This window comes from Agromyces subbeticus DSM 16689 (assembly GCF_000421565.1).
Lineage (GTDB): Bacteria > Actinomycetota > Actinomycetes > Actinomycetales > Microbacteriaceae > Agromyces > Agromyces subbeticus.
In genome coordinates, this window is sequence record NZ_ATXG01000015.1 from 45,082 (window position 1) to 68,848 (window position 23,767).

Annotated in this window: 27 protein-coding genes; 14 read left to right on the forward strand and 13 right to left on the reverse strand. The window is 69.3% G+C overall.

What is annotated here, in order from left to right; translation table 11 throughout:
- The first annotated feature begins 39 nt into the window (after positions 1-39).
- Together H521_RS0117005 and phoH2 are read left to right on the forward strand one after the other, a co-directional pair.
- Positions 40-1,158: an aminotransferase class V-fold PLP-dependent enzyme gene (locus tag H521_RS0117005; protein ID WP_022894220.1), complete on the forward strand. Its 1,119-nt coding sequence runs from the start codon at positions 40-42 to the stop codon at positions 1,156-1,158.
- A 200-nt stretch (positions 1,159-1,358) separates the two neighbouring features.
- Complete coding sequence (gene phoH2, locus H521_RS0117010; protein WP_022894221.1) at positions 1,359-2,705, forward strand: RNA 5'-3' helicase PhoH2; 1,347 nt, start codon at positions 1,359-1,361, stop codon at positions 2,703-2,705.
- 82 nt (positions 2,706-2,787) lie between these two features.
- Here phoH2 and H521_RS0117015 read toward each other — a convergent pair whose 3' ends face one another.
- A complete protein-coding gene (locus tag H521_RS0117015; RefSeq protein WP_022894222.1) occupies positions 2,788-3,414 on the reverse strand; it encodes a pyridoxamine 5'-phosphate oxidase family protein in 627 nt (208 codons plus the stop codon).
- A gap of 94 nt (positions 3,415-3,508) precedes the next feature.
- Here H521_RS0117015 and H521_RS24010 point away from each other — a divergent pair, with 94 nt between their 5' ends.
- On the forward strand, positions 3,509-3,724 hold the full coding sequence (locus tag H521_RS24010; RefSeq protein ID WP_022894223.1) for a KTSC domain-containing protein: 216 nt from the start codon (positions 3,509-3,511) through the stop codon (positions 3,722-3,724).
- Positions 3,725-3,772: 48 nt separating this feature from the next.
- The gene (locus H521_RS24015) at positions 3,773-4,435 is read left to right on the forward strand and encodes an HAD-IA family hydrolase (RefSeq protein ID WP_022894224.1); all 663 of its coding nucleotides are present in this window, start codon (positions 3,773-3,775) and stop codon (positions 4,433-4,435) included.
- An 84-nt stretch (positions 4,436-4,519) separates the two neighbouring features.
- Here H521_RS24015 and H521_RS0117030 read toward each other — a convergent pair whose 3' ends face one another.
- The 5 genes from H521_RS0117030 to xseA all read right to left on the reverse strand — a co-directional run bounded on the left by H521_RS0117030 (position 4,520) and on the right by xseA (position 8,831).
- A complete protein-coding gene (locus H521_RS0117030) occupies positions 4,520-5,932 on the reverse strand; it encodes a class II fumarate hydratase (protein WP_026482420.1) in 1,413 nt (470 codons plus the stop codon).
- 62 nt (positions 5,933-5,994) lie between these two features.
- The gene (locus H521_RS0117035; RefSeq protein WP_022894225.1) at positions 5,995-6,651 is read right to left on the reverse strand and encodes a carbonic anhydrase; all 657 of its coding nucleotides are present in this window, start codon (positions 6,649-6,651) and stop codon (positions 5,995-5,997) included.
- An 11-nt stretch (positions 6,652-6,662) separates the two neighbouring features.
- Positions 6,663-7,304, reverse strand: coding sequence for a DUF4245 domain-containing protein (locus H521_RS0117040; RefSeq protein ID WP_022894226.1), 642 nt, complete (start codon positions 7,302-7,304; stop codon positions 6,663-6,665).
- Complete coding sequence (locus H521_RS0117045) at positions 7,304-7,543, reverse strand: exodeoxyribonuclease VII small subunit (RefSeq protein WP_425393598.1); 240 nt, start codon at positions 7,541-7,543, stop codon at positions 7,304-7,306. Before H521_RS0117045 ends, H521_RS0117040 begins: the two co-directional genes overlap by 1 nt.
- Before the next feature lie 10 nt (positions 7,544-7,553).
- Positions 7,554-8,831, reverse strand: coding sequence for an exodeoxyribonuclease VII large subunit (xseA, locus tag H521_RS24020; protein ID WP_022894228.1), 1,278 nt, complete (start codon positions 8,829-8,831; stop codon positions 7,554-7,556).
- Between the two features lie 88 nt (positions 8,832-8,919).
- Between xseA and H521_RS0117055 the strand changes: the two genes are divergently transcribed.
- A complete protein-coding gene (locus H521_RS0117055) occupies positions 8,920-9,960 on the forward strand; it encodes a 4-hydroxy-3-methylbut-2-enyl diphosphate reductase (RefSeq protein WP_026482423.1) in 1,041 nt (346 codons plus the stop codon).
- Between the two features lie 46 nt (positions 9,961-10,006).
- Here the strand turns inward: H521_RS0117055 and H521_RS0117060 are convergent, their stop codons facing one another.
- Together H521_RS0117060 and fbaA are read right to left on the reverse strand one after the other, a co-directional pair.
- The gene (locus tag H521_RS0117060) at positions 10,007-10,711 is read right to left on the reverse strand and encodes a DUF6264 family protein (RefSeq protein WP_022894230.1); all 705 of its coding nucleotides are present in this window, start codon (positions 10,709-10,711) and stop codon (positions 10,007-10,009) included.
- Between the two features lie 7 nt (positions 10,712-10,718).
- Complete coding sequence (gene fbaA / locus H521_RS0117065; RefSeq protein ID WP_022894231.1) at positions 10,719-11,747, reverse strand: class II fructose-bisphosphate aldolase; 1,029 nt, start codon at positions 11,745-11,747, stop codon at positions 10,719-10,721.
- A gap of 105 nt (positions 11,748-11,852) precedes the next feature.
- Here fbaA and H521_RS24025 point away from each other — a divergent pair, with 105 nt between their 5' ends.
- The 4 genes from H521_RS24025 (at position 11,853) to H521_RS0117085 (ending at position 15,971) form a co-directional block, all read left to right on the forward strand.
- Positions 11,853-12,824, forward strand: a complete 972-nt coding sequence (locus H521_RS24025; protein WP_022894232.1) for a fructose-bisphosphatase class II — start codon at positions 11,853-11,855, stop codon at positions 12,822-12,824.
- Between the two features lie 141 nt (positions 12,825-12,965).
- Positions 12,966-13,967: a class II fructose-bisphosphatase gene (gene glpX / locus H521_RS0117075; protein ID WP_022894233.1), complete on the forward strand. Its 1,002-nt coding sequence runs from the start codon at positions 12,966-12,968 to the stop codon at positions 13,965-13,967.
- Positions 13,968-14,023: 56 nt separating this feature from the next.
- Positions 14,024-15,400 carry an MFS transporter gene (locus tag H521_RS24030; RefSeq protein ID WP_022894234.1) on the forward strand — a complete coding sequence of 459 codons (1,377 nt, stop codon included), beginning with the start codon at positions 14,024-14,026 and terminating at the stop codon, positions 15,398-15,400.
- Between the two features lie 175 nt (positions 15,401-15,575).
- Positions 15,576-15,971, forward strand: a complete 396-nt coding sequence (locus tag H521_RS0117085; protein ID WP_022894235.1) for a VOC family protein — start codon at positions 15,576-15,578, stop codon at positions 15,969-15,971.
- 66 nt (positions 15,972-16,037) lie between these two features.
- On the opposite strand, the gene H521_RS24035 is transcribed toward H521_RS0117085, so the two are convergent.
- On the reverse strand, positions 16,038-17,462 hold the full coding sequence (locus H521_RS24035; RefSeq protein WP_084512561.1) for a DNA recombination protein RmuC: 1,425 nt from the start codon (positions 17,460-17,462) through the stop codon (positions 16,038-16,040).
- 55 nt (positions 17,463-17,517) lie between these two features.
- On the reverse strand, positions 17,518-18,135 hold the full coding sequence (locus H521_RS0117095; protein ID WP_022894236.1) for an exonuclease domain-containing protein: 618 nt from the start codon (positions 18,133-18,135) through the stop codon (positions 17,518-17,520).
- A gap of 137 nt (positions 18,136-18,272) precedes the next feature.
- On the opposite strand from H521_RS0117095, the gene H521_RS0117100 reads away from it, so the two are divergent.
- The 3 genes from H521_RS0117100 (at position 18,273) to H521_RS25160 (ending at position 21,974) form a co-directional block, all read left to right on the forward strand.
- Positions 18,273-19,070: a class I SAM-dependent methyltransferase gene (locus H521_RS0117100; protein ID WP_084512576.1), complete on the forward strand. Its 798-nt coding sequence runs from the start codon at positions 18,273-18,275 to the stop codon at positions 19,068-19,070.
- A gap of 45 nt (positions 19,071-19,115) precedes the next feature.
- On the forward strand, positions 19,116-20,189 hold the full coding sequence (gene ychF / locus H521_RS0117105) for a redox-regulated ATPase YchF (protein ID WP_022894238.1): 1,074 nt from the start codon (positions 19,116-19,118) through the stop codon (positions 20,187-20,189).
- Between the two features lie 477 nt (positions 20,190-20,666).
- Positions 20,667-21,974, forward strand: a complete 1,308-nt coding sequence (locus tag H521_RS25160) for a cell wall-binding repeat-containing protein (RefSeq protein ID WP_281167459.1) — start codon at positions 20,667-20,669, stop codon at positions 21,972-21,974.
- A 20-nt stretch (positions 21,975-21,994) separates the two neighbouring features.
- Here H521_RS25160 and H521_RS0117115 read toward each other — a convergent pair whose 3' ends face one another.
- Together H521_RS0117115 and H521_RS24050 are read right to left on the reverse strand one after the other, a co-directional pair.
- Positions 21,995-22,339 carry a LysR family transcriptional regulator gene (locus H521_RS0117115; RefSeq protein WP_022894240.1) on the reverse strand — a complete coding sequence of 115 codons (345 nt, stop codon included), beginning with the start codon at positions 22,337-22,339 and terminating at the stop codon, positions 21,995-21,997.
- Positions 22,340-22,437: 98 nt separating this feature from the next.
- Complete coding sequence (locus tag H521_RS24050) at positions 22,438-22,734, reverse strand: DUF4190 domain-containing protein (protein ID WP_022894241.1); 297 nt, start codon at positions 22,732-22,734, stop codon at positions 22,438-22,440.
- Positions 22,735-22,876: 142 nt separating this feature from the next.
- On the opposite strand from H521_RS24050, the gene H521_RS0117125 reads away from it, so the two are divergent.
- Entirely contained in the window at positions 22,877-23,182 is a 306-nt protein-coding gene (locus tag H521_RS0117125; protein WP_022894242.1) for an NIPSNAP family protein, read from the forward strand.
- A gap of 9 nt (positions 23,183-23,191) precedes the next feature.
- Here the strand turns inward: H521_RS0117125 and H521_RS0117130 are convergent, their stop codons facing one another.
- A complete protein-coding gene (locus tag H521_RS0117130; RefSeq protein ID WP_022894243.1) occupies positions 23,192-23,419 on the reverse strand; it encodes a hypothetical protein in 228 nt (75 codons plus the stop codon).
- A 164-nt stretch (positions 23,420-23,583) separates the two neighbouring features.
- On the opposite strand from H521_RS0117130, the gene H521_RS0117135 reads away from it, so the two are divergent.
- Positions 23,584-23,766: a CsbD family protein gene (locus tag H521_RS0117135; RefSeq protein ID WP_022894244.1), complete on the forward strand. Its 183-nt coding sequence runs from the start codon at positions 23,584-23,586 to the stop codon at positions 23,764-23,766.
- Position 23,767: the final 1 nt, after the last annotated feature.

Sequence of the window (23,767 nt, forward strand, 5' to 3'; positions counted from 1 at the left end):
GTCTGACAGACTATGCCTCGGAGAAGGGGGCACGAACACGTGACCATCGACGATTTCACCGCCGGGTTCACCGAAGAGCCCGGCTACCTCGACTACGGCCGGGTGGGCCCACTGTCGACCGCGGCGGCCGAAGAGGCGCTGGTGTTCACGCAAGTGCTGCAGCGCGCCCGGCACGGCAGCCTCGACGAGTTCGGTGCGCAAGACGGGCGCCTGCGTGCCGCGGCCTCGGCGGTCACCGGCTTCGCCGCCGATCAGATCGTCTTCCAGCCGAACACGACCACGGGCATCATGCACGCCATGTTCGGCCTCACGGGCGGCGTGCTGCTCGCGGCCGAAGAGTTCCCGAGCCTGCCGATCGCAGCGGTGCGCGCTCAAGAGGCGCTGCACACCGTGCAGCCGGTCTGGCTCGAGACCGACCACGGCAAGGTGACCCCGGGGCAGATTCGCGACCAGCTCGAATCCAACGTCGCCGCAGTGGCGGTGAGCCTCGTCGACTCCCGAACGGGCTACCTGTGCGACATCGAGGGCATCAGACAGGTCATCGGAGATCGGTTGCTCATCGTCGACGCGATTCAGGGCTTCGGAGTGGTCGATGCGCCATGGGAGGCCGCCGATGTCGTGCTGACGGGCGGGCAGAAGTGGTGCCGGGCGGGCTGGGGCACCGGGTTCATGGCCCTGTCGGCGCGCGCGCTCGAGCAACTGACCCCGGTGTTCTCGGGCTTCAGCGGCACCGAAGAGGCAGAGCCCTGGGGCGAAGTGCCGCCGCCCGCACCCGACGCCCGTGCGTTCCGGGTGTCGAACCCCGACCCGATCGCCGAGGCCCGGTTCGCCGCGAGCCTCGAAGAGATCGCGCAGACGGGTGTCGCCGCGATCAACGCAGCAATCGCCGAACGGGTCAGTCGGGCCATCGAGCTCGCCGACGAGTTCGCGATCGCCGTCGTCTCCTCGCGAGACGAGCGCGAGCGCGCCGGCATCGCCGTGCTCGAGCCGCCCGCCGAGCAGGTGACCCTGCTGACCGCTTCGCTGCACAACCACGGCGTCACGGCGACGACCAGGCAGGGCCGCATTCGGCTCTCGGTGCATGCGGCGACCTCCGACGAGACGCTCGACATGCTGCGGGCCGCGTTCGTGTCGTACGGCACCGCGGCGTCGTACTGACGCGTTCGGTGGGGCGACGAGGAGCCCTCTCGGGTGAACGGCGCGTGTCGCATGGCGTGTCGCGCGAGCGGTTTGGTCGGCGGCGTCGTAGCGTCTGAGGCATCGGGCAAGGAGTCCGATCGAGTCGGCTCGTGAACCGCTCGTGGGAGGATCACCGCCGGCGCGGAACTACCGAGCTGAAGCTCGGGGCGGGAGCTGGCGTGTCACTCTCTACCTCCAAGTCGACCGATCTCGCGGCGAATGCCGCAACCGCACAGCAGGAGCGCACCTACGTGCTCGACACCTCGGTGCTGCTGTCGGATCCGAAGGCCCTGTTCCGGTTCGACGAGCATGCGGTCGTGCTGCCCGTCATCGTGATCACGGAGCTCGAGGCCAAGCGGAATGATCCCGAGATCGGCTACTTCGCCCGTCAGGCGCTGCGCATCCTCGATGAGCTGCGCGTCGAGCATGAACGGCTCGACTTTCCGATCACCGTCGGCGACGGCGGCTCGCTTCGCGTCGAACTGAACCACACCGACCAGAGCGTGCTGCCGTCGGGCCTGCGCCTGTCCGACAACGACTCCCGCATCCTCGCGTGCGCGTTGAACCTCTCGAACGACGGCCTCGCCGTGACGGTGGTCTCCAAAGACCTGCCGCTGCGCGTGAAGGCCGCGTCGATCGGACTCGACGCGCAGGAGTACCGGCACGAACTCGCGATCGACTCGGGCTGGACCGGCATGGACGAGCTCGACCTCGGCTCGAACGACATGGCGAAGCTCTACGAGCACGAGCACCTCACGATGCCGAAGGATCTCGGACAGCCGATCAACACCGGGCTCGTCATCCACTCCGATCGCGGCTCGGCGCTCGGCCGGGTCGTGGGCGACCGCGACGTGCGGCTCGTGCGCGGCGACCGCGAGGTCTTCGGCCTGCACGGGCGGTCGGCCGAGCAGCGCCTCGCGATCGACCTGCTGCTCGACCCCGAGATCGGCATCCTCTCGCTCGGCGGCCGGGCTGGCACCGGTAAGTCCGCGCTCGCGCTGTGCGCCGGCCTCGAGGCGGTGCTCGAACGCCAGCAGCACAAGAAGATCATGGTGTTCCGACCGCTCTATGCCGTCGGGGGACAGGAGCTCGGCTACCTGCCCGGCGACCAGGGCGAGAAGATGAACCCGTGGGGCCAGGCGGTGTTCGACACGCTCGGCTCGGTCGTCTCCGACAACGTGCTCGAAGAGGTCATCGATCGCGGCATCCTCGAGGTGCTGCCGCTCACCCACATCCGTGGCCGGTCGCTGCACGACGCTTTCGTGATCGTCGACGAGGCGCAGTCGCTCGAGCGCAACGTGCTGCTCACGGTGCTCTCGCGCATCGGCCAGAACTCGCGGGTCGTGCTCACTCACGACGTGGCGCAGCGCGACAACCTGCGGGTCGGTCGGCACGACGGCGTCGCGAGCGTGATCGAGACGCTGAAGGGGCATCCGCTCTTCGCCCACATCACGCTCACCCGCTCGGAGCGATCGGCGATCGCGGCTCTCGTCTCCGAGATGCTCGACGGGCATGAGCTGGCGTAGCTGAGCTGCCGCCGGCCAGCCGGTGGCGAACGCGGGCCCTGGGCGACCGGGGCCCGCGTCGCGCCCCGTGGTCTGGCGCCGCTCAGCCGTAGATTCTGGCCGCGTAGGCGGGGCCGTAGTAGTCGTCGAGTTCCTCGAGCGCGTCGTTCGGTCGCTCGAGCGCCTTCGCGATGATGGCGCGCCGCGGTGCCGCGTCGGGGGCCCAGGTCTCGGGTTTCCACGTGTTCGAGCGCAGGAAGGCCTTGGCGCAGTGCGAGAAGATCTCGTCGATCGCGACCTCGAGCACGAGCGTCGGTCGGTGCCCGCGTACCGTCATCTGCTCGGCGTAGGGCGCGTCGCGCAGCAGCCGGCCACGGCCGTTGATGCGCAGTGTGTCGCCGCGGCCCGGGATCACGAAGAGCAGCCCGACGTGAGGATTCACGAGCAGGTTGTGGAAGCCGTCGGCGCGGCGGTTGCCCGGGCGCTCGGGGATCGCGATCGTGGTGTCGTCGAGCACCATCGCGAAGCCCGCGGGGTCGCCCTTCGGGGAGACGTCGGCGTTGCCGGCGGCATCCGCCGTCGAGACGAAGCAGAGGGGGGATGCCGCGAGCCACTGCCGATCGAGGTCGTGCAGCCGGGTGCGGGACTTGTCGCGTACCGCTGGGAGCGGCGTGCCGACGAGTTGCTCGAGTTCGTCGGGCGTGGTGATCGGGGTGCCGCCGTGGTCCATGGGGCAACGCTACGCCCGAGGAGGGGTGCGCGGCGAACGGAGCGGCACTGCGTAAGGGGTTCCGCAGAGCTTCGCGGAGTGGTTTCGTGGGTGCATGGGACGACTGCATCCGATCTCGTCGGAGGCGCTTCGTGCGGTGTCGTACGACCGGGAGCGCCGGGTGCTCACCGTGCAGTTCGAGTCCGGGTCGATCTACGAGTACTTCGACGTCGCTCCCGAACTCCACGCCGAACTGCTCGAGGCCCAGCCGCACCCGTGGCAGGTCGTCGGCGAGCGGGTGAAGGCGCACCGGTTCCGCCGCATCGCCTGAACGGCGCTTCGATTCGCGGAGTGCCTCGAAGGCTGCGAGGCTGAACGCATGGCGATCAGGCGTGCGGTGCTCTTCGACGTGGATGGCACCCTCATCGATGCCCTGGCCGGGCAGCGGCGTATCTGGCACGACTGGGCCGTGCAGTTCGGTCTGGATCCGTCGGTCGTGTACGAGACGGCGCTGCGCACCCGACCGGTCGACACCGTCGTCGAACTGCTGCCGGGTCGCGCGCCTGGGCCCCTCGTCGCCGCCTTCGATCGGCTGGAGGACGTCGATTCCGTGCACGGCGACGTCGCGCGGATCGCCGGGGCAGCGACCCTGCTCGACGCGCTCGAGCCGGGAGCATGGGCGCTCGTCACCTCGAATGCCGAGCATCGCGTGGCCGCCAGATTCCGGAGGCTGGGGCTGCCGATGCCGGTCGTCGTCATCGACAATGCCGCAACGCGGTTGGGCAAGCCCGCACCCGATCCGTTCCTGCTCGCCGCCAGTCGCCTCGGGGTCGAGCCCCGTGACTGTCTCGTCGTGGAGGACTCGCCGTCTGGGGTTGCCGCCGGGATCGCGGCCGGCATGACGGTGTGGAGCGTCAACGGCGAGGACGTGGTTCCCGGTGCGCACCGGCACTACTCCGCGCTCGTCGACGCGGTCGACGACATCTGCAACTTCGTCGCGACCGACGCGGTTCGAGCGCCGAGCGGGGCGCACGGGCGGTGACGCATCGCGGCTCACTGCAGCGAAGCGCCCCTCCGCAACGCGAAGGGGCGCTTCAGGGCGGCTCGCCGACCGAGCGCCGGTGACTTACTTCGCCTGCGGCGGTCGCGTCATCGAGAGCAGGTCGAGCGCGGTGTCGAGCTGCTCGAGCGTGAGGTCGCCGCGCTCGACGTAGCCGAGGTCGATGACGGCTTCGCGCACGGTGATGCCCTCGGCCACCGAGTGCTTCGCGATCTTCGCTGCCGCCTCGTAGCCGATGAGCTTGTTGAGCGGGGTCACGATCGACGGCGACATACCGGCGAGGGCGGTCGCGCGTTCGACATCGGCCTCGAGGCCGTCGATCGTCTTGTCGGCGAGCACGCGCACCGAGTTGGAGAGCAGGCGAATCGACTCGAGCAGCGCGGTGCCCATGACCGGGATCTGCACGTTGAGCTCGAAGGCACCGGATGCGCCGGCCCAGGCGATCGTCGCATCGTTGCCGATGACCCTGGCGCAGACCATGAGCACGGCCTCGGGCACGACCGGGTTGACCTTGCCCGGCATGATCGAGGAGCCCGGCTGCAGGTCGGGGATGCGCAGCTCGCCGAGGCCGGTGTTCGGGCCGGAGCCCATCCAGCGCAGGTCGTTCGAGATCTTCGTGAGGCTGACGGCGATGGTGCGCAGCGCGCCCGACGCGTCGACGAGCCCGTCGCGGTTGGCCTGCGCCTCGAAGTGGTCGGCCGCCTCGGTGATCGGCAGCTCGGTCTCGGCCTGCAGCAGCGAGATCACGAGCTGCGGGAACCCGGCGGGGGTGTTGATGCCCGTGCCCACGGCGGTGCCGCCGAGCGGCACCTCGGCGACGCGGGGGAGGGCGGTGCGCACGCGCTCGATGCCGAGACGGACCTGACGGGCGTAGCCGCCGAACTCCTGGCCGAGGGTGACCGGCGTCGCGTCCATGAGGTGGGTGCGGCCGGCCTTGACGACCTCGGCCCACAGCTCGGCCTTCGCCTCGAGGGCGACGGCGAGGTGATCGAGCGAGGGGACGAGCTCGTCGATGAGCGCCGCCGTCACGGCGATGTGCACCGAGGTCGGGAAGACGTCGTTGGAGGACTGAGACGCGTTCACGTGGTCGTTGGGGTGCACCGGGCTGCCGAGCTTGCTCGTGGCGATGGTGGCGAGCACCTCGTTCATGTTCATGTTCGACGAGGTGCCGGAGCCGGTCTGGTACACGTCGACCGGGAAGTGCTCGGTGTAGCTGTGGACGCCCGCGATGACCTCGTCGGCGGCGTCTTCGATGGCCTTGGCGATGGCGGGGTCGAGCACGCCGAGCTGGGCGTTGGCCTGCGCGGCGGCCTTCTTGATGCGCGCGAGTGCCTGGATCTGCTGCGGCTCGAGCCCGGCACCGGAGATCGGGAAATTCTCGACGGCGCGCTGCGTCTGCGCACGGTAGAGGGCCGTCGCAGGCACCCGCACCTCGCCCATCGTGTCGTGCTCGATGCGATAGTCGGCGGCGTCGTTCACCACGGTGTGTTCTCCTTCGGTTGTCGCCGGGTCGCGCCCGGCAGATGCCGCCAGCGCGGCGGTCAGATGCGACCGACGACGATGTCGGTCTCGGCACGACCTTCGAACAGCCGGTAGTTCGCGCCGACGATAGCCAGCGTACCCGCTGCGATCGCGTCGCTGATCATCTCGGAACTCTCGAGGAGCTCGGCCACGGTGTCTCGCAGATGCTCGCGACCGACGAAGCTCGCGTCGACGTCGCCCGACTCGATTGCGGCTTCTGGGTCGCCGCCCGCGACTCGGCGCACGGCCGGCACGATGCGCTCGACGAGCGAGGCGATGTGCGCGGGCAGTTGCGGCGCATCGGATGCCTGCGAGTCGATCGCGGCCCGCACCGCGCCGCACTCGTCGTGCCCGAGCACGAGGATGAGCGGCACGCCGAGCACGCCGACCGCGTACTCGAGGGAGCCGAGCACCGAACCCGAGATGACCTGCCCGGCGTTGCGCACCACGAAGGCGTCGCCGAGGCCGACGTCGAAGATGATCTCGGCCGACAGGCGCGAGTCGCTGCAGCCGAAGATCGCGACGAGCGGCCGTTGCGAGTGGGCGAGCGAGGTACGGCGGTCGACGTCTTGCCGCGGGTGCTGCGGCTTGCCCGCGATGAAGCGCTCATTGCCGCGCCGCAGCTCGCGCCACGTCTCGGCCGGAGTCTGCGGACGTTCGATCGGCTGCGTGGTCACGGTCGTACCTCTCAGTTCTGCGCCTCGATCGTCGGCGTGAGCGCCGACGCGAGCGTCGCGAATTCTTCGGGAGTCGCGGTGCCGAGCAGCACGAAGGTGCTGCCGCCCGCCTCGGTGGTGAGTCCGTATCTGGCGTTGCCGACGTCGTCGGTCGAATCGCGATTGTCGAAGACGGTCCACTCGACGCCGTCGATCGTGACCGTGCCGACCGGGAGCGTGCGGGCGAGCAGGCCGGCCGCCCAGGTCGGGTTCGCGTCGAGCCCCTGGTACATGCCGATGAACTCGTCGCCAGGGGTCAGGTAGCCGACGTACCAGGCGGTGATGTCGTCGGCCTTGCTCGTGCGCAACTCTGCGGCGTTGGGGCGCCAGCCCTCTGGCAGCTCGGGCACCGCGAGCGGGTCGTCGCTCGCGACCTGCGCCTGCTGGGCGACGGATGCCACGTCGACGTCGGGCTCGATGGGCGTATTGCTGCGCGGCACGAGCAGCACGATGACGAGCACCAGCACGAGGCTCGTGCCGAGGGCGAGCAGCAGGTTCTTGAGGGTCTGCCGCTGCCGGTGCTTCAGCGAGTTCTCGGCCTTGCGGGCTGCGGTCTCTTCGGGCGTCTCCGGCCGCCCGAGCTCGGCCACCACGCGCGGCGACTTGCTCGCCATCAGCGGGCGGCGTCGTCGTCGGACGCCGAGCGTGCGGAGCCGGCGCGGGCGGCGTCGAGGCGCGCCTTCGCACCGATCAGCCACTCTTCGCAGCGCGCGGCGAGTGCCTCGCCGCGTTCCCACAGCGCGAGCGACTGTTCGAGTGTCGCCGACCCCTGCTCGAGTTCGCCGACGACCTGCACGAGCTCGTCGCGCGCCTGCTCATAGCTCAGCTCGGTGATGTCGGTGGGGGTGGGCATGGCACCCATTCTATTCGCCACCGCCGACGGGCTCGCGTTGCGCCGTCGTAGCCCCCGAGGCCGAATCGTGCGGCGACGGCACCGCCCCGCGTGAGACCGCGGCGAGCGCCCCCTCGGCGAGCGTGACGGTGAGCTCTGCGCCTTCGGGCGCACCGGCGGGGCCGCGAACGACGTGGCCGTCGGCGCCCTGCACGATGGCGTAGCCGCGGTCGAGCGTCGCTTGCGGCGAGAGCGCCCGCAGATGCCCGCGCAGTTCGGCGACCCGGTGCGTCTGCCGATCGATCGAGCGTTCGACGAGCTCGGCGCCGCGCGCGACCCATCGGGTCAGGTCTTCGGCGCGGCGGTCGACGATCCACGAGGTCTCGGCGAGCGCCGGTCGCGAGCGCAAGTGGCCGATGCGGTCGATCTCGCGGGAGAGGACAGCCTGCAGCCGCATGCCGAGCCGGGCGCGGGCTTGCCCGACGCGCACGAGCTCTTCGTTCACGTCGGGAACGACGCGCTTCGCGGCATCCGTCGGCGTCGAGGCCCGCAGGTCGGCGACCTCGTCGAGCAGCGGGCGATCGGCTTCGTGCCCGATCGCCGAGACGATGGGGGTGAATGCCACAGCCGCCGCCCGCACGACCCGCTCGTCGCTGAAGCCGAGCAGGTTCTGGAAGTCACCGCCGCCACGGGCGACGATGATGACCTCGACCTGCGGATCGGCGTCGAGGCGCTCGATCGCCGCGACGACCTCTGGCACCGTGCGGTCGCCCTGGACGGCGGCGTGCACGACCCGGAACTCGACCGCCGGCCAGCGGAGCCGGGCGTTGCGCAGCACGTCTTTCTCAGCGTCGCTGTCTTTGCCGGTGATGAGCCCCACGACGCCCGGAAGGAACGGCAGCCTGCGCTTGCGAGCGGCCTCGAAGAGGCCCTCGGCGGCGAGCTGGCTGCGCAGTCGCTCGAGCCGTTCGAGCAGGTCGCCGAGGCCGACGTGCTTCAGCTCGAAGACCTGCATCGACAACGAGCCGCCCTTGACCCACCAGTTGGGCTTCACGAGGGCGATCACCCGGTCGCCCTGCTTGAACTGCTCGTCGAATCGCGCGCGCACCGACGACCAGACCTGGAACGACAGCGTCGCGTCGGCGTCGCAATCTTTCAGCTTGCCGTAGACGTTTCCGCCCGAGACGCCCCACTGGGTGATCTCGCCCTCGACCCACACCGTGCCGAGGCGATCGATGTACTGCTTGAGCTTGCCGGAGAGGAGCGCGACCGGCCACGGTGCATCGCGTGTCGCCGGTGCATCCGTCATGAGGCCTCTCAAGCCGCTCGCCCAGCTTCCGCCGCGTAGGATGGGAACCGTGACGAGCACTACGGACACCCCGCGAATCGGCCTCGGCATGCCCAGAGTTCCGGGCGTGCGCGGCCGGCTCAAGGATAACCCGGTCCCCGGACACAAGCGCGTGCTGCTCGCAGCGCCGCGCGGCTACTGCGCCGGCGTCGATCGTGCGGTGATCGCCGTCGAGAAGGCGCTCGAGCACTACGGGGCACCGGTCTACGTGCGCAAGCAGATCGTGCACAACATCCACGTCGTCACCGAACTCGAGGCGATGGGCGCCATCTTCGTCGAAGAAGTCGACGAGGTGCCCGCGGGCGCCCACATCGTCTTCAGCGCGCACGGAGTCTCCCCGGCCGTGGTCAATGCCGCCGCCGATCGCGGCCTGCACGCCATCGACGCGACCTGTCCGCTCGTCACCAAGGTTCACCGAGAGGCCGTGCGGTTCGCTCGTGACGACTTCGAGATCCTGTTGATCGGCCACGAAGGGCACGAAGAGGTCGAGGGCACGGCGGGCGAGGCGCCTGATCACGTCACGATCGTCAACAGCCCCGACGACGTCGACAACATCGTGGTGCAAGACCCCGACAAGGTCGTGTGGCTCTCGCAGACGACCCTCTCGGTCGACGAGACCATGGAGACGGTGCGGCGCCTGCGCGAGCGGTTCCCGAATCTTCAAGACCCGCCCTCCGACGACATCTGCTACGCCACCCAGAACCGCCAGGTGGCCATCAAGAAGGTCGCCCGCGACGCCGATCTCGTCATCGTCGTGGGTTCGGCCAACAGCTCGAACAGCGTTCGGCTCGTCGAGGTCGCCCTCGAGTACGGCGCGAAGGCGGCCTACCGGGTCGACTACGCGAGCGAGGTCAAGCAGGAGTGGCTCGACGGGGTCGAGACGGTCGGCGTGACGAGCGGGGCATCCGTGCCCGAAGAACTCGTGAAAGAGCTGCTCGACGCGCTCGCCGACGCCGGCTACGGCGAGGTCGCCGAGGTCAAGACGGCCGAGGAAGACCTGATGTTCTCGCTGCCGAAAGAGCTGCGCAAAGACCTCGCCGGCAAGACCGACGCACGGGCGATCGGCGGCCGGGTCAGCGCGCAGAGCTGACCACGCCCGGGCCGCCGGCGCTGCGAGTGCCGACGTCGCGCGCGGATCAGCCGCCGACGGTTGTTCCGACGTACTCCATGAACGTGGGGTCGGCGAAGAAGACGATGCTCATGAGCACCATCATCGCGATGAACGACACCGCGCCGCCGACGATGGGGATCCAGAACGCCATGCGACGACGGCGGAGCCGCCGGATCGAGAGACCGAGCGTCGCCGCGTAGATGGCGAGCTGCACGAGCGTTCCCACCAGGATGATCGTCGGCATCGACGCGCCAGGCGTGAAGTCGCCGATGCCCTGCTGCGTGTACACGAGCTGAATCTGTTGGGGGAGCTGCTGCAGGCCCGAAGCGGTGCTCCAGGCGCCGAACGCGCCGATCACGAGCAGGCCGATCGTGATCATGCGGTCGACCGAGCGCTCGGGGCGGACGAGCGGCAGCGCGGATGCCGCGAGCTCGTCGTTCGATCGGCCGGCCGTGCTGCTCGCGCCCGAGGGGGACTTCGCCGGCCGGTCGCGCCCGGGCGTGCGTTTCGGCGCGGTCGCGGCAGCCGAAGCGGCAGCTGCCGCCGGCGCACCGCGATCATCGACCGGTGGCGTCCAGGTCCACCCCTCAGGGGCGTACTCGCCGTATTGCGGACGAGGCCGCTCGTCTCGCGGCGGCGACGGCACGGCGGGCGGGTTCACCGTGCCGTCGTGAGTCGCCCCGGAGTCGCCCGATTCGTCGGGCGTGCGAGCGGCCTCGTGCTGCGACATCCGGTGCTTACGCGGTGATCGACTGGGCAGCGGAGCCGAGCTGACGCGTCGACTCGCCGACGCGCACCGCCATGGCGGTCTCGGCGACCTTGCCCCATGCGCGCGGGTCGTACTGCTTCTTGTTGCCGACGCCGCCGTCGACCTTCAGCACGCCGTCGTAGTTCGAGAACATGTAGTCGGCGATCGCCCGGGTGTAGGCGTACTGCGTGTCGGTGTCGATGTTCATCTTGACCACGCCGTTGGCGACGGCCTCGGCGATCTCGGCGTCGGTCGAGCCCGAGCCGCCGTGGAAGACGAGGTCGAGCGGCTTCGCGCCCGTGGAGTACTTCGCTGCGAGGCCGTCTTGGATGTCTTTCAGGAGCTCGGGGCGCAGCTTCACGTTGCCGGGCGCGTAGACGCCGTGCACGTTGCCGAAGGTGAGGGCGGCCATGTAACGGCCCTGCTCGCCGAGACCGAGTGCCTCGACCGTTGCGATCGCGTCGTCGAGCGTCGTGTAGAGGCTGTCGTTGATGTCGTGGCTGACGCCGTCTTCTTCGCCGCCGACGACGCCGATCTCGACCTCGAGAATGGCGCTGATCGCCTTCATGCGAGGCAGGATCTCTTTCGCGATCTCGAGGTTCTCGCCGAGCGGCACGGCCGAGCCGTCCCACATGTGGGACTGGAAGATCGGGTTGCGGCCCGCCTTGACCTCGGCCTCGGAGGCCTCGATGAGCGGGAACACGAAGTCGGCGAGGGCCGGCTTCGGGCAATGGTCGGTGTGCAGGGCGACCGTGATCGGGTAATTCTTGGCGACCTCGTGCGCGAAGCGAGCGAAGGCGAGTGCGCCGGTGGCGCGGGCCTTGACGGTGTGACCGGCGAAGTAGTCGGCGCCGCCCGTCGTGACCTGGATGATGCCGTCGGAGCCCGCCTCGGTGAGGCCCTGCAGCACCGCGTTGAGCGTCTGCGAGGAGGAGACGTTGAAGGCCGGGAACGCGAAGCCCTTGGCCTTCGCGGTGTCCAGCATCTCGGCGTACTGCTCAGGTGTTGCGATGGGCATGGTGCTCCTTCGGACGACGGTGGGGTTTGGAGTCGAGTCTACCGACTAGCCGAGGGGTGCTCAGGTGTCGGATGCCGCTGCGCACGCGTGCGGCAGGATGGACGGATGCCGACCCCATCCGATCCGCTCCGCCTCGCCGAGCTCGGCCTCGTCGACGGTTTCCGTCGTGCCACGGCGCTCGCCGCGCTCGCCGCCGCGCCGCTCGTGGGCTCTGGCGACGGACATGGCATCGACGCGCTCGCTGTTGAGGCATTGCGCCGGGCACTCGGCGAACTGACGGTCGACGGCTTGGTCGTGGTCGGCGAGGGCGAGAAGGACGAAGCGCCGATGCTGTTCGTGGGGGAGCGGTTCGGCCGCAGTGACGGCGATGCTCCGCTCATCGACCTCGCCGTCGACCCCGTTGACGGCACCCGGCTCGCGGCGGCCGGCGCGCCTGGCGCGATGGCCGTGCTCGCGGTGGCGCCGCGCGGTTCCCTCGCCGCGCTCGGTGCCGCCCACTACCTCGAGAAGCACGTGACGTGGTTTCCGGATGCCCCGGCCGGCGCCCCGGTCGGCGAGCTCGTCGCCCGCATCGCGACGGCACGGGGTGTCACGCCCGCCGAGGTGCGCGTCGCGGTGCAGGAGCGGCCGAGGAACGAGCGGTTCGCCGCCGAGGCGCGGGCCGCAGGGGCATCCGTCGAGCTCTTCGTGCACGGCGACGTCGAGCGCAGCCTTCGCGCCGCGCAACCGGGCACGGGCCTCGACCTCGTGTCGGGCATCGGCGGGGCGCCCGAAGGCGTGCTGACCGCCGCCGCCGTGCGAGCCCTCGGCGGTTCGATGTGGGCGAGGCTCGCGCCGCAGTCGGAGGCCGAGCGCTCGAGGGTGCTCGCGGCCGGCCTCGACCTCGCCCGCGTCTGGCCGCTCACCGAGCTCTGCGCCGCTCCAGCGTGGATCTTCCTGAGCGCGGTGACCGAGTGTGCACCCGGCGGCGAGGTCATCGCCGGGGTGCGCAGCACGCCCGACGGCGGTGCGGTCGCGGCGACCTGGCACGCCGGACCGGGCGTCGACCGCGTCGTCGCCGAGGTGCGCTCGAACTGATTGAGATCTTAAGAATGCACATTCTTTCATCGCTCTGACGCTGAACTCCCGCTCGTTCTGTGCCGTCGCTGCCTAGGCTGGAGACGATCGTTCCAGGCCGGCCGTGACGGCCGACCGCACTAGCGTCCGGGAGGACCCTCGATGGTGAGCACCGATACGGCAAGTCTCTTCTTGCACCCCGACCGAAACATCGCCCTCGAGCTCGTGCGCGCCACCGAGGCCGCGGCGATCCGCTCGTACCCGTGGATCGGCCGAGGCGACAAGCTCGGCGCCGACGGCGCAGCCGTCGACGCGATGCGCGCCTTCCTCGGCACCGTGAACTTCGACGGCGTCGTCGTGATCGGCGAGGGCGAGAAAGACGCAGCGCCCATGCTCTTCAACGGCGAGCGCGTCGGCAACGGTCGCGGCCCCGCGTGCGACATCGCGGTCGACCCGATCGACGGCACCTCGCTCACGGCGGCCGGCCGCCAGAACGCGCTCTCGGTCATCGCGGTCTCCGACCGCGGATCGATGCTCGACGCGTCGTCCGTCTTCTATATGGACAAGATCGTCACGGATGCCTCGGGCATCGGCGTCGTCGACATCCGGAAGCCCATCGGCGAGAACCTGCGGGCTCTCGCGGCGGCGAAGGGCAAGCAGGTCGGCGAGATGCGCGTGGCCGTGCTCAACCGGCCGCGGCACGAACAGCTCATCGCCGACATCCGCGCGGCGGGGGCGGGCACTCGCCTCATCAGCGACGGCGACGTCGCCGGCGGCATCAACGCCGCACGCTACGACTCGCGCATCGACATGTGCGTCGGCATCGGCGGCAGCCCGGAAGGCATTACGACCTCGTGCGCGATCAAGGCGCTCGGCGGGTTCATGCAGGGCCGGCTCGCGCCGGGTGACGATGCGGAGCGCGCGCGCGGCGAGGCGGCGGGGCTCGACTGCGACCAGGTCTACGAACTCGACGACCTCGTGAAGGGCGACAACACGTTCTTCGTCGCGACCGGCGTCACCGACGGCGAACTCGTCGACGGCGTCTCGCGCAGAGGGCCGATCATTCGCACCGAGTCGATCGTGCTGCGCGGCAAGTCGGGCACGATCCGCCGGGTGCGGGCCGATCACCTCGCCGAGAAGTGGCTCGTCGACGATCTGCTCTGAGCGGCCGTCTGCCGGCGCGTGCGTCCGGCGACGGTGGCGCGCGACATGATGGACGAATGACCACCGTCGAACGTCTTCCGCGCGCGCTGCGGCCCTTCGGTTCGAGCCAGTACCGCCTGTTGACGGCCGCGCTCGCCGCGTCGCTGCTGAGCGCCGGCGCCTGGATCGTGTCGGCCGTCTGGCAGGTCGTCGAACTCGGCGGTACGCCGATCGACCTCTCGCTCGTCGCCGTCGGCTCCAGCCTCGGACTCGTGCTGGCCGTGCTCTTCGGCGGGGTCGCGGCCGATCGCATCCCGCAGCGGCGCATCCTCCTGACCGTCGAGATCGTGCGCGGCGTCGGGTTCTCGGTGGCCGCCTTCCTCGCCATCACCGGAATCATCGAGGTCTGGCACATCGCGCTCATCTCGTTCGCGCTCGGCCTCGCCGACGGGTTCTTCTACCCGGCCTACTCGGCGTGGCTGCCCGCCATCCTGCCCGAGGGGCAGTTGCTCGCCGCCAACGGAATCGAAGGAGTGCTGCGGCCGTCGGTGATGAATGCCGCAGGCCCTGCCGTCGCGAGCGCGCTCATCGCGATGCAGGGGCCGTGGCTCGCGTTCGCGGTGGTGGCCGGGCTGCAGGTGGTCGCAGCCGCAGTGCTCGCGGCGATGCGCACGACACCGGTTCGGCGCGAGCTCGACGGGCCGCCGGTGCATCCCGTGCGCCAGACCTTCATCGACCTGCGCGACGGGTTCGCCTACCTGTTGCGCACGCGGTGGCTCTTCGCGACGCTCGTGTTCTCGATCCTGCTGGTGTTCATGATCATGGGCCCGATCGAGGTGCTGCTGCCGTTCGCGGTGAAAGACCAGACCGGCGGCGGCGCGGGCGCGTTCGCGCTCGCGCTCGCCGCATTCGGCGTCGGCGGCGCGGTGGGCTCATTGGCGGTCGCATCGATGCGACTGCCACGGCGCTACCTGACGTTGATGATCCTGGCGTGGGGATTCGGCGGGCTTCCGCTCGCGATCATCGGCTTCACCTCGTGGCTCTGGGTCATGGTCGTCGCGCTCTTCATCTGCGGCCTGCTGTTCTCGGGCGCCAGTGTCGTCGGGGGCACGCTGCTGCAGCGCCGGGTGCCGCCGGCGATGCTCGGCCGTGTCTCGAGCCTCGACTTCTTCGTCTCGCTCGCGCTCATGCCGATCTCGATGGCGGTCGCCGGGCCGGTGGGGGAGTCGATCGGCATCGCGCCCGCGTTCCTCATCGCCGGCCTCGCCGCGCCCCTGCTCGCGATCGTCACGCTCGCGTTCGCGCGTCTCGGCCGAGACGAGCTCGCGCATCCGCTCGACGCGATGATCGATGCCGAGCCCGTGACTGGGGCGGGCACTGCTGCCGGATTCGAAACGCCCGTCGACGAGCCACATGACTCCGATGAGACGCAGACCGACCTCAAGAACCGCTAGGCCCGGGCGTTCCTGGCGTCGCGCGGCCGTGCCACCGGCTGCGCGACGTCGGACCGGCAGTGTCGAGCGTGCGACTGGCTTCGTCAGGGGTCGACGCGCGACGAGCCTCGTGCAAGTCTGGGAAAGAGGTGCGCACGCGCAGGAGCGGCGCGCTCATCGCCGAGAGGAGATCACGATGGTCACGGTGCGAGATGCATTCCCCGGGTTCAGCGTCGACGACATCGATGCGGCCCGCGAGTTCTACGGTACGAAGTTGGGGTTGCCGGTCGATGACGAACCCGGCGCGGGAGCGCTGGGTGTCACCCTGCCGTCAGGCCAGGGGGTGTTCATCTACCCGAAGCCGAATCACGAGCCCGCGAGCTTCACGATCTTGAACCTCGTGGTCGACGACATCGACCATGCCGTCGATGAGCTGAATGCTGCGGGAGTCGTGACGAAGATCTACACCGCACCCGACGACTTCGGCACCGACGAACGCGGCATCGCGCGTGGTTCGGTGAGCGGCCAAGGACCGGACATCGCCTGGTTCACCGACCCGGCGGGCAACGTGCTGAGTGTGATCGTCAGCTGACGATCGTCGGCTGACGCGAACGGCTCCGCGGAGCCGCTTTCAGGCTCGCTCGATGCGCCGCTGCGGCTAGATCGAGCGGATCTCTGGATCGAGCTCGAGGAGCGGCTCGCCGCCGGCGTCGCGCTCGTCGAACGCGTCGCGCTCGTCGGCGCCACCGTTGCCGGTGATCTCGGGCGCGGTCAGCCGACGCGGCTGCTCGTGCACCGCCGCCGGCGTGGTGAGGAGTTCGATCTTCGTCTCGTCGATGCCCGGGAACTGCCGCGCCGTCACCAGCACGCGAGTCTCGAGTGAGTTGGCGAACTTGTTGTAGCTGTCGACCGTGCGTTCGATCGCCTTGCGCAGGCCGTCGGCGTGACCGGCCAAGGTGCCGATGCGCTGATAGAGCGTGTTGCCGAGGTCGAAGAGCTTCTTCGCCTCATTGGAGACCGCCTGCTGCTGCCAGGTGAACGCGACGGTCTTCAGCACGGCCCACAGGTTGACTGGAGAGGCGAGTGCGACGCGCTTGCCGAAGGCGTAGTCGAGCAACGCGGGGTCGGCCTCGAGGGCCGACGACAGCAGCGATTCACTCGGAATGAATGCGATGACGAACTCGGGACTCGCGTCGAGCCCCTCCCAGTAGGTCTTCTTGGCGAGCGCGTCGATGTGCCCGCGCACGGCCTTCACATGGCGGTTCACGAGTTCTTTGCGCCGCGCACCTTCTTCACCGGTGGCGGTGACCGCGATCTGGCTCGCTTCGAGGTAGTGCTCGAGGGGCACCTTGGCATCGAGGGGGATGGACTTGCCGCCCGGAAGGCGCACGACCATGTCGGGCCGCCCGGAGCCGGCGTCGGTCACGATGCTCTGCTGCGTGTAGAAGTCGACGTACTGCGTGAGCCCGGCCGCCTCGACCACTCGGCGCAGCTGAGTCTCGCCCCACACGCCGCGAGTGCTGTTGGAGCGGAGCGCAGAGGCCAGTGACTCGGTCGTGGCCCGAAGCTCGGCGTCGGACAGTTGCGCCTGCTTCAGCTGCTCGGCGAGCGAGCCGTATTGCTCGCTGCGCTGGCGCTCGAGCTCGGTGACCTTGGCCTGCATCGTCTGCAGGGTCTCGCGAACAGGGCTGAGTGCCTGCAGCACGGCGCTCTCGCGCTTCTCGCGCTCGGTGCGTTCGGTCTGGTCGGTGCGCTGCTGCTCGATGAGGTCGCGGTACCGGGCGCGATGCTCGTCGATCTGCTTCTCGAGGGCGTCGACCGTCGAGAGGGTCGAGGCGAGCTCGGCCTGCAGACTCGCTCGAACCTCGAGTTCGTGCGCGCGCAGTTCGGACAGCGCCACGGCCTCGGCCGCGCGCACCTCGGCGAGCTGCGCCTGGTGACGTGCTTCGATCAGCGCTGGATCTTCGCTGACGGGCTGCTCTGCGGCGGTCTGCGCAGTGCGGCGCTGCATGAGCAGCGCGACCACGAGCGCGCCGATGGCGCCGCCGACGAGAAGGCCGATGACGAGCGCGATGATGTCCATTCCCACAGTGTCGCAGGGGCCGCCGACATCGCCTGGTTGCGGGCCCGGCGGGCCGCTACTGCAGGGCCATGGGGCCGTGGGCTGCCCGGTCGTCGCGAGTGGCGACCGGCCCGATGGCGCCGATCTTCACCCGGGTGATGTGTGCGAGCCGATCGAGGTCGTCGATGTCGTGCCGGGCCGCAGCGTGCACGATGATCGCGGCGCACGCCTCGGCGTCGGCGAGCGCGTCGTGATGCGAGAAGCCCTCGAAGCCGGCCGCCATCGCCGCGACCGGCAGCCGGTAGGAGTCGAGGTGGTAGGTGCGACGCGCGACCTGCAGGCTGCAGAGATAGCGGAAGTCGGGAACCGCGAGTCCGAGCGCCGTCGACGTCTTGGCGATGACGCCCATGTCGAAGCCCGCGTTGTGGGCCACGAGCATGTCGTCGCCGGCGAACTCGCGTAGCGCTGGCAGGTGCACCGACCAGTCGCCGGCGCCGGCCACCATGTCGGGCGTGATGCCGTGGATGCGCACGTTCCACTCCGAGAACTCGTTGTGCGGGAACGGCGGGCGGATGTAGCGGTGCTCTCGTTCGACGACGAGGCCGCCCCTCACCTTCACGAGCCCGACCGAACAGGCGGAGGCGCCAGAGGAGTTGGCGGTTTCGAAGTCGATCGCGGTGAAGTCCACTGGCACACAGGCATCGTCCCATGTCCAGCCGACACGACTCGACGCCGTGCACCGCGCGTCGCGAACGCCGAGGTTGACGGATGCCTCGCGCAGGGCATGAAATGGCCGTGGACGGGAAGTCCGCACGAGCAGAGGAACCGATCATGACTGAGCGATCCGAGCCGCACCCGTCGGGCGAGCACGGCCTGGTCGCCGACCCGAGCGACCCCGCGACGCTCGAGAGTGCGCGATCGTTCGGTGCAGCGGCATCCGTCTACCATCAGGCCCGGCCCGGCTACCCCGTCGACGCGATCGCATGGCTCATCGGCGATGCCAAGCGGGTGCTCGACCTGGGGGCCGGCACCGGCAAGCTCACCGAGGCGCTCGTCGCCCTCGACCGCGAGGTGATCGCCGTCGACCCGGTGGAGGAGATGCTCGAGGAGCTCGAGGTCGCCGTGCCCGGCGTGCCGCGTATTCTCGGCACGGCAGAGGACATCCCCATCGAAGACGACGCCGTCGATGCGGTGGTCGCCGGCCAGGCCTGGCACTGGTTCCAGCCCGAGCGCGCAATTCCCGAGATCGCGCGGGTGCTGAAGCCCGGCGGCGTGCTCGGCCTCGTGTGGAACAGCCGCGACACGAGCGTCGCCTGGTTGCACGAGGCGGGCGAGATCATGCACGAGCGGCACGATGCGAGCGCCACGTTCGAGAGTTACGTGAAGGTCGGGCCGCCGTTCGGCGAGATCACGGAGCACTCGGTCGAGTGGGGCGCACGGATGTCGCGCGAGGCCTTCCTCGATCTCGTGCGCTCGCGCAGCTACTTCATCACGGCTCCGTCGGAAGAGCAGCACGCGACGATCGCCGCCCTCGAGACGCTGCTCGAGACGCATCCCGACCTCGCGGGCGCCGACGATCTCGTGGTGCCCTACATCACCCGGTGCTTCCGCGCGGTGCTCGCCGAGTAGTCGCCGAACGGATGCCTCGGCGGGCTGCCGGTACGATAGACCCCCGTGGCTCTCACTATCGGTATCGTCGGTCTGCCCAACGTCGGCAAGTCCACCCTGTTCAACGCACTGACCAAGAATCAGGTGCTCGCGGCGAACTACCCCTTCGCGACGATCGAACCGAACATCGGCGTGGTGAACCTGCCCGACCCGCGGCTCGATGTGCTCGCCGGAATCTTCGGCTCCGAGCGAATTCTGCCCGCCGCCGTGTCGTTCGTCGACATCGCCGGCATCGTGCGCGGCGCGTCCGAGGGCGAGGGCCTCGGCAACAAGTTCCTCGCGAACATCCGCGAAGCCGATGCCATCGCGCAAGTGGTGCGCGGCTTCACCGACGACGATGTCGTGCACGTCGAGGGCACCGTCGACCCCAAGGCCGACATGGAGACGATCAACACCGAGTTGATCTTCGCCGACCTCGAGACGCTCGAGCGCGCGATCCCGCGCTACGAGAAAGAGCTCAAGGGCAAGAAGATCGACCCCTCGGTGCCCGAAGCGGCGAAGGCCGCGCTCGACGTGCTGCAGAAGGGCATCCCACTCTCCGCGGCATCCGTCGACCTCGAACCCATCAGGGAGCTCGGTCTGCTGACCGCCAAGCCCTTCATCTACGTGTTCAACGTCGACGAGGCCGTGTTGACCGATGACGCGCGCAAGGCCGAGCTCTCTGCTCTCGTCGCTCCGGCCGAAGCCGTGTTCCTCGACGCCAAGATCGAGTCGGAGCTCATCGACCTCGACCCCGCCGATGCCGCGGAACTGCTCGCCTCGACCGGCCAGGAGGAGTCGGGCCTGAACCAGCTCGCCCGCATCGGCTTCGACACGCTCGGCCTGCAGACCTACCTGACCGCGGGGCCGAAGGAGTCGCGGGCCTGGACTATCCCGAAGGGCGCGAAGGCGCCGCAGGCGGCCGGGGTCATCCACACCGACTTCGAGCGCGGCTTCATCAAGGCCGAGGTCATCTCGTTCGCCGACCTCGTGGAGACCGGTTCGGTCGCCGAGGCGCGTGCCAAGGGCAAGGCGCGCATGGAGGGCAAGGACTACGTCATGCACGACGGCGACGTGGTGGAGTTCCGCTTCAACGTGTGATCCTGTGCCGGCCCGTGCTCCACCCGTACACTGCGAAGTGCGAATGGTCGGGCCGAGGATGACCTCGGCAGTATTCCGCCCTTCGCATGGGGGAGGGGGCACGCTGTGCGTGGCAAGCAACAGGGGTGGGCCGTCGCGATCGCCGCGGCCGTCATCATCGGGTTCGGAACCAGTCCGGCGTGGGCGGGAGAATCGGTGGGGTCGCAGGGCGATCCGCCCGCGACGACCGACCCGCTGCCCTCAACCGAGGCGCCGCCTCCTGACGAGCCCGATCGGGAGACGCCGGCACCCGACGAACCGTCACCCGGTGAAGTGGCCCCGGGCACAACGACTCCGGTGACGCCCACCCCGGTGGCCCCACCACCAGCGCCGACCGATGAGCCAGGGTCGCTCACTCCCGCACCGGCCGCTCCCGACGACGCTCCACCGGCGCTCAGTCCGTTCGCGCTGACGTCGGTCGCACCGTTCGGTCCAGGCGTGCACCGGCTCGCGGGCGTCGACCGATTCGCGACGTCGGTCGCGATCTCGCAGCGGTTCGCCCCGAACGTGCCGGTCGTGTACGTGGCGACCGGAGCCGATTTTCCCGACGCGTTGAGCGCGGCGGCTCCAGCGGCGCACCTCGGCGGGCCGCTGCTACTGACGCACGGCGGCGGTCTGCCGACTGCGGTGCGAAACGAGGTCGTGCGCCTCGCACCCGGTCGGATCGTCGTCGTCGGCGGTGAGGCCGTGATCGGCGCCGGAGTCTACGAGGAACTCGCGATGCTGGCACCTGCCATCAGCCGGGTGGGGGGTGCCGATCGCTACGAGAGCGGTGAATTGCTGATAGCCGATTCGTTCACCACGGCTGCGGAGGCGTTCGTCGCGACCGGAAGCAACTTCCCCGACGCGCTCGCTGCCTCTGCGGCGGCCGGGTCGCTCGGAGCGCCGGTCTTCCTCGTCGACGGGGAATCGGTACGCCCGAGCACGATCACGGCCCTGTCCGAGTTGGGCGTCCGGACGGTTCGCATCGCGGGCGGATCCGGCGCCGTCAGCGCGCAGATCGCCCAGCAGTTGACTTGGGCCGGATTCACCGTGCTCCGTCACGAGGGGGCTGATCGTTACCTCACGGCGGCCGCCATCAATGCGGCAGTGTTCGGTGCGAGCGCTCCGGTGAAAGCTGCGTTCATCGCGAACGGCGATGGCTTCGCCGACGCGCTGGCGGGTGCCGCCCTCGCCGGCGTGGTCGGCGGGCCCCTCTACGTCGCGCGGAACTGGTGTGTGCCGCAGCCGGTGTCGACCGCGATCGGCGCGCTGGCGCCGACGGCACGCGTGCTTCTCGGCGGTCCGGCCGTCCTCAGTGACTCCGTGGGACGGGATGCGGTCTGCGCAGCGTGGATGAAGCCGGCCATGGGAAGGATCACCGACGTCTTCGGTCCGCGCGCACCCATCTGCACTCCAGGCGGATGCACGCAGTCCTTCCATCGGGGTCTCGACCTGGGTACCGGATGCAACGCGCCGATCTACGCGGCGGCCGCGGGCCGGGTCGTCAACGCCGGCTGGCTCGGGACCTACGGCAATTGGGTGAGGATCGACCATGGCACCTCCACACACACCGGGTACGCGCATATCGTCAACGGGGGCATCCTCGTGAGCGTCGGTCAATCGGTGCTCGCCGGCCAGCAGATCGCATGGTCCGGCGCAACCGGGGCGGCGACCGGTTGCCATCTCCACTTCGAGGTGTACGAGAACGGTACGCAGGTCGATCCCGTCCCGTTCATGCTGGACCGCGGCATCCGATTCGGCTGATCACGAGCCGTGACCTCTGGTCAGCGCCCCTGACGCTTCTTGAACGGCTTCGGCTTGCCCTTCACGACGGGGGCGCGACCCTTGCCCTTCGAGGCCTTCGCCTTTCCGCCGGCCTTCACGACCGGGGTCTCGGCGGGAGCGGGCGCCGCGGCGATCTCGGCCTTGGCCTCGTCGAGGAAGAGTTCTCCGACCTTGGTCAGCCGGGTTTCGCCGTGCCGGGTGAAGAGCGGGTGCCCGACCTCGGTCTCGAGCTTCTCGATCGAGGAGTACAGCGAAGCGAGCGGGATGCCGAGGGCGTCTGCGGCACGCGGGAAGTGCAACTCCTCAGCGACTGCCACGAATCGTCGGAGCAGGGTGATGTTCACGGGGAAGCCTCTCGTCGGTCCGCGCGATATCGCGGCCGTGCTTCAGAGTACGTGAGTCGGTGCTCGTCCGGAGGGGTGACGTCGACGTTGATGTGGGTCTACCGCGTCGCGAAACCGGTACCCGTGAGGATGCTGACGAACATCGTGAGCCACACGATGAAGAACACGACGAAGAACGCCGACATGGCGTAGCCGACGATGAGGCCGGTGAGGGCGAGCCCGCGCCCGGACTCCTGCGTGCGCTTGATCTGCGAAAGCGAGACGTGACCCAGGATGATTCCGGCGATCGGCACCATGAATCCCGCGATCAGCGCGACGATCGACAGCGTGTTGGTGCGGGGCGCGAGGGGAGCCGCGGTGGAGTGGGTCGCTGGGGCGCTTGCGAGGTTGGTCACGTTGGTGATGTTAGTGGTTCGGCGCTTCGATTCGAATCCAACGCGACTCGCCGGATTGGACGGGGCACGGTCGTCACCGGGATACTCGGTGCGAACTCCGAACGCTTCGAGAGCCCACGACGACAGAAACGAGTCGATCCCGATGATCACCGTGCACCTCCGCTACGAGATCGACGCAGACAAGATCGCCGAGTTCCGGGAGTACGGCCAGCGCTGGATCCGTCTCGTGAACAAGTTCGGGGGAGACCACCACGGCTACTTCCTGCCGAGCGAAGGCGACAGCGACGAGGCGTTCGCGCTGTTCACCTTTCCGTCGCTCGCGGACTACGAGCAGTACCGGCTCGCGGCCGCTGACGACCCCGAGTGCATCGAGGCGTACAACCTCGCCGTCGAGACGAAGTGCATCCGCCGCTATGAGCGCCGATTCGTCTCACCGCTCTTCGCCTGAGCGAGACTCTTAGGCCGCGTGGGCTCGTCGAGCACCGCGACCTCCGACGAGTACACGGCTGATCGCCCCGGGTGCGGCGGTGAACCGCCCTGGTCGACCCTCGGCCGATACGTAGTGCACCCGGATGCCCCGACCGACGCGTGTGAGCTTCGTGACCTCGTAGCTGCTGCCCGAGACGCTGATGAGCGTGTCGCCCACGGCGAGCTGCCGGGTCTGCCTCAGCTCGATCGTCATCATAGTGAGAGTGTCTCAGTACCCACCGACATCCCGCGTGAACGCGTAAATTGGCGCCGTTGCCCGCGTTGTCAACCCGTTGTCGCCGTCACGCCGACCCGCCTACCGTGGAGGAACCGACGCGCTCAGGCAGCGCGCCGGCGACACCGATTCCTGAGGAGGATGCCATGGGCGCCAAGGACGATCTCGGCAACACCGGCGAACGACTGACTGGCAAGGCCAAAGAGGGCATCGGCAAGCTCACTGACAACGAGCGGCTCGAAGCCGAGGGCAAGGCCGACCAGGTCAAGGCCGATGCGAAGCAGGCCGGGGAGAAGGCCAAGGACGCGTGGAAGGACGCCACCGAATAGG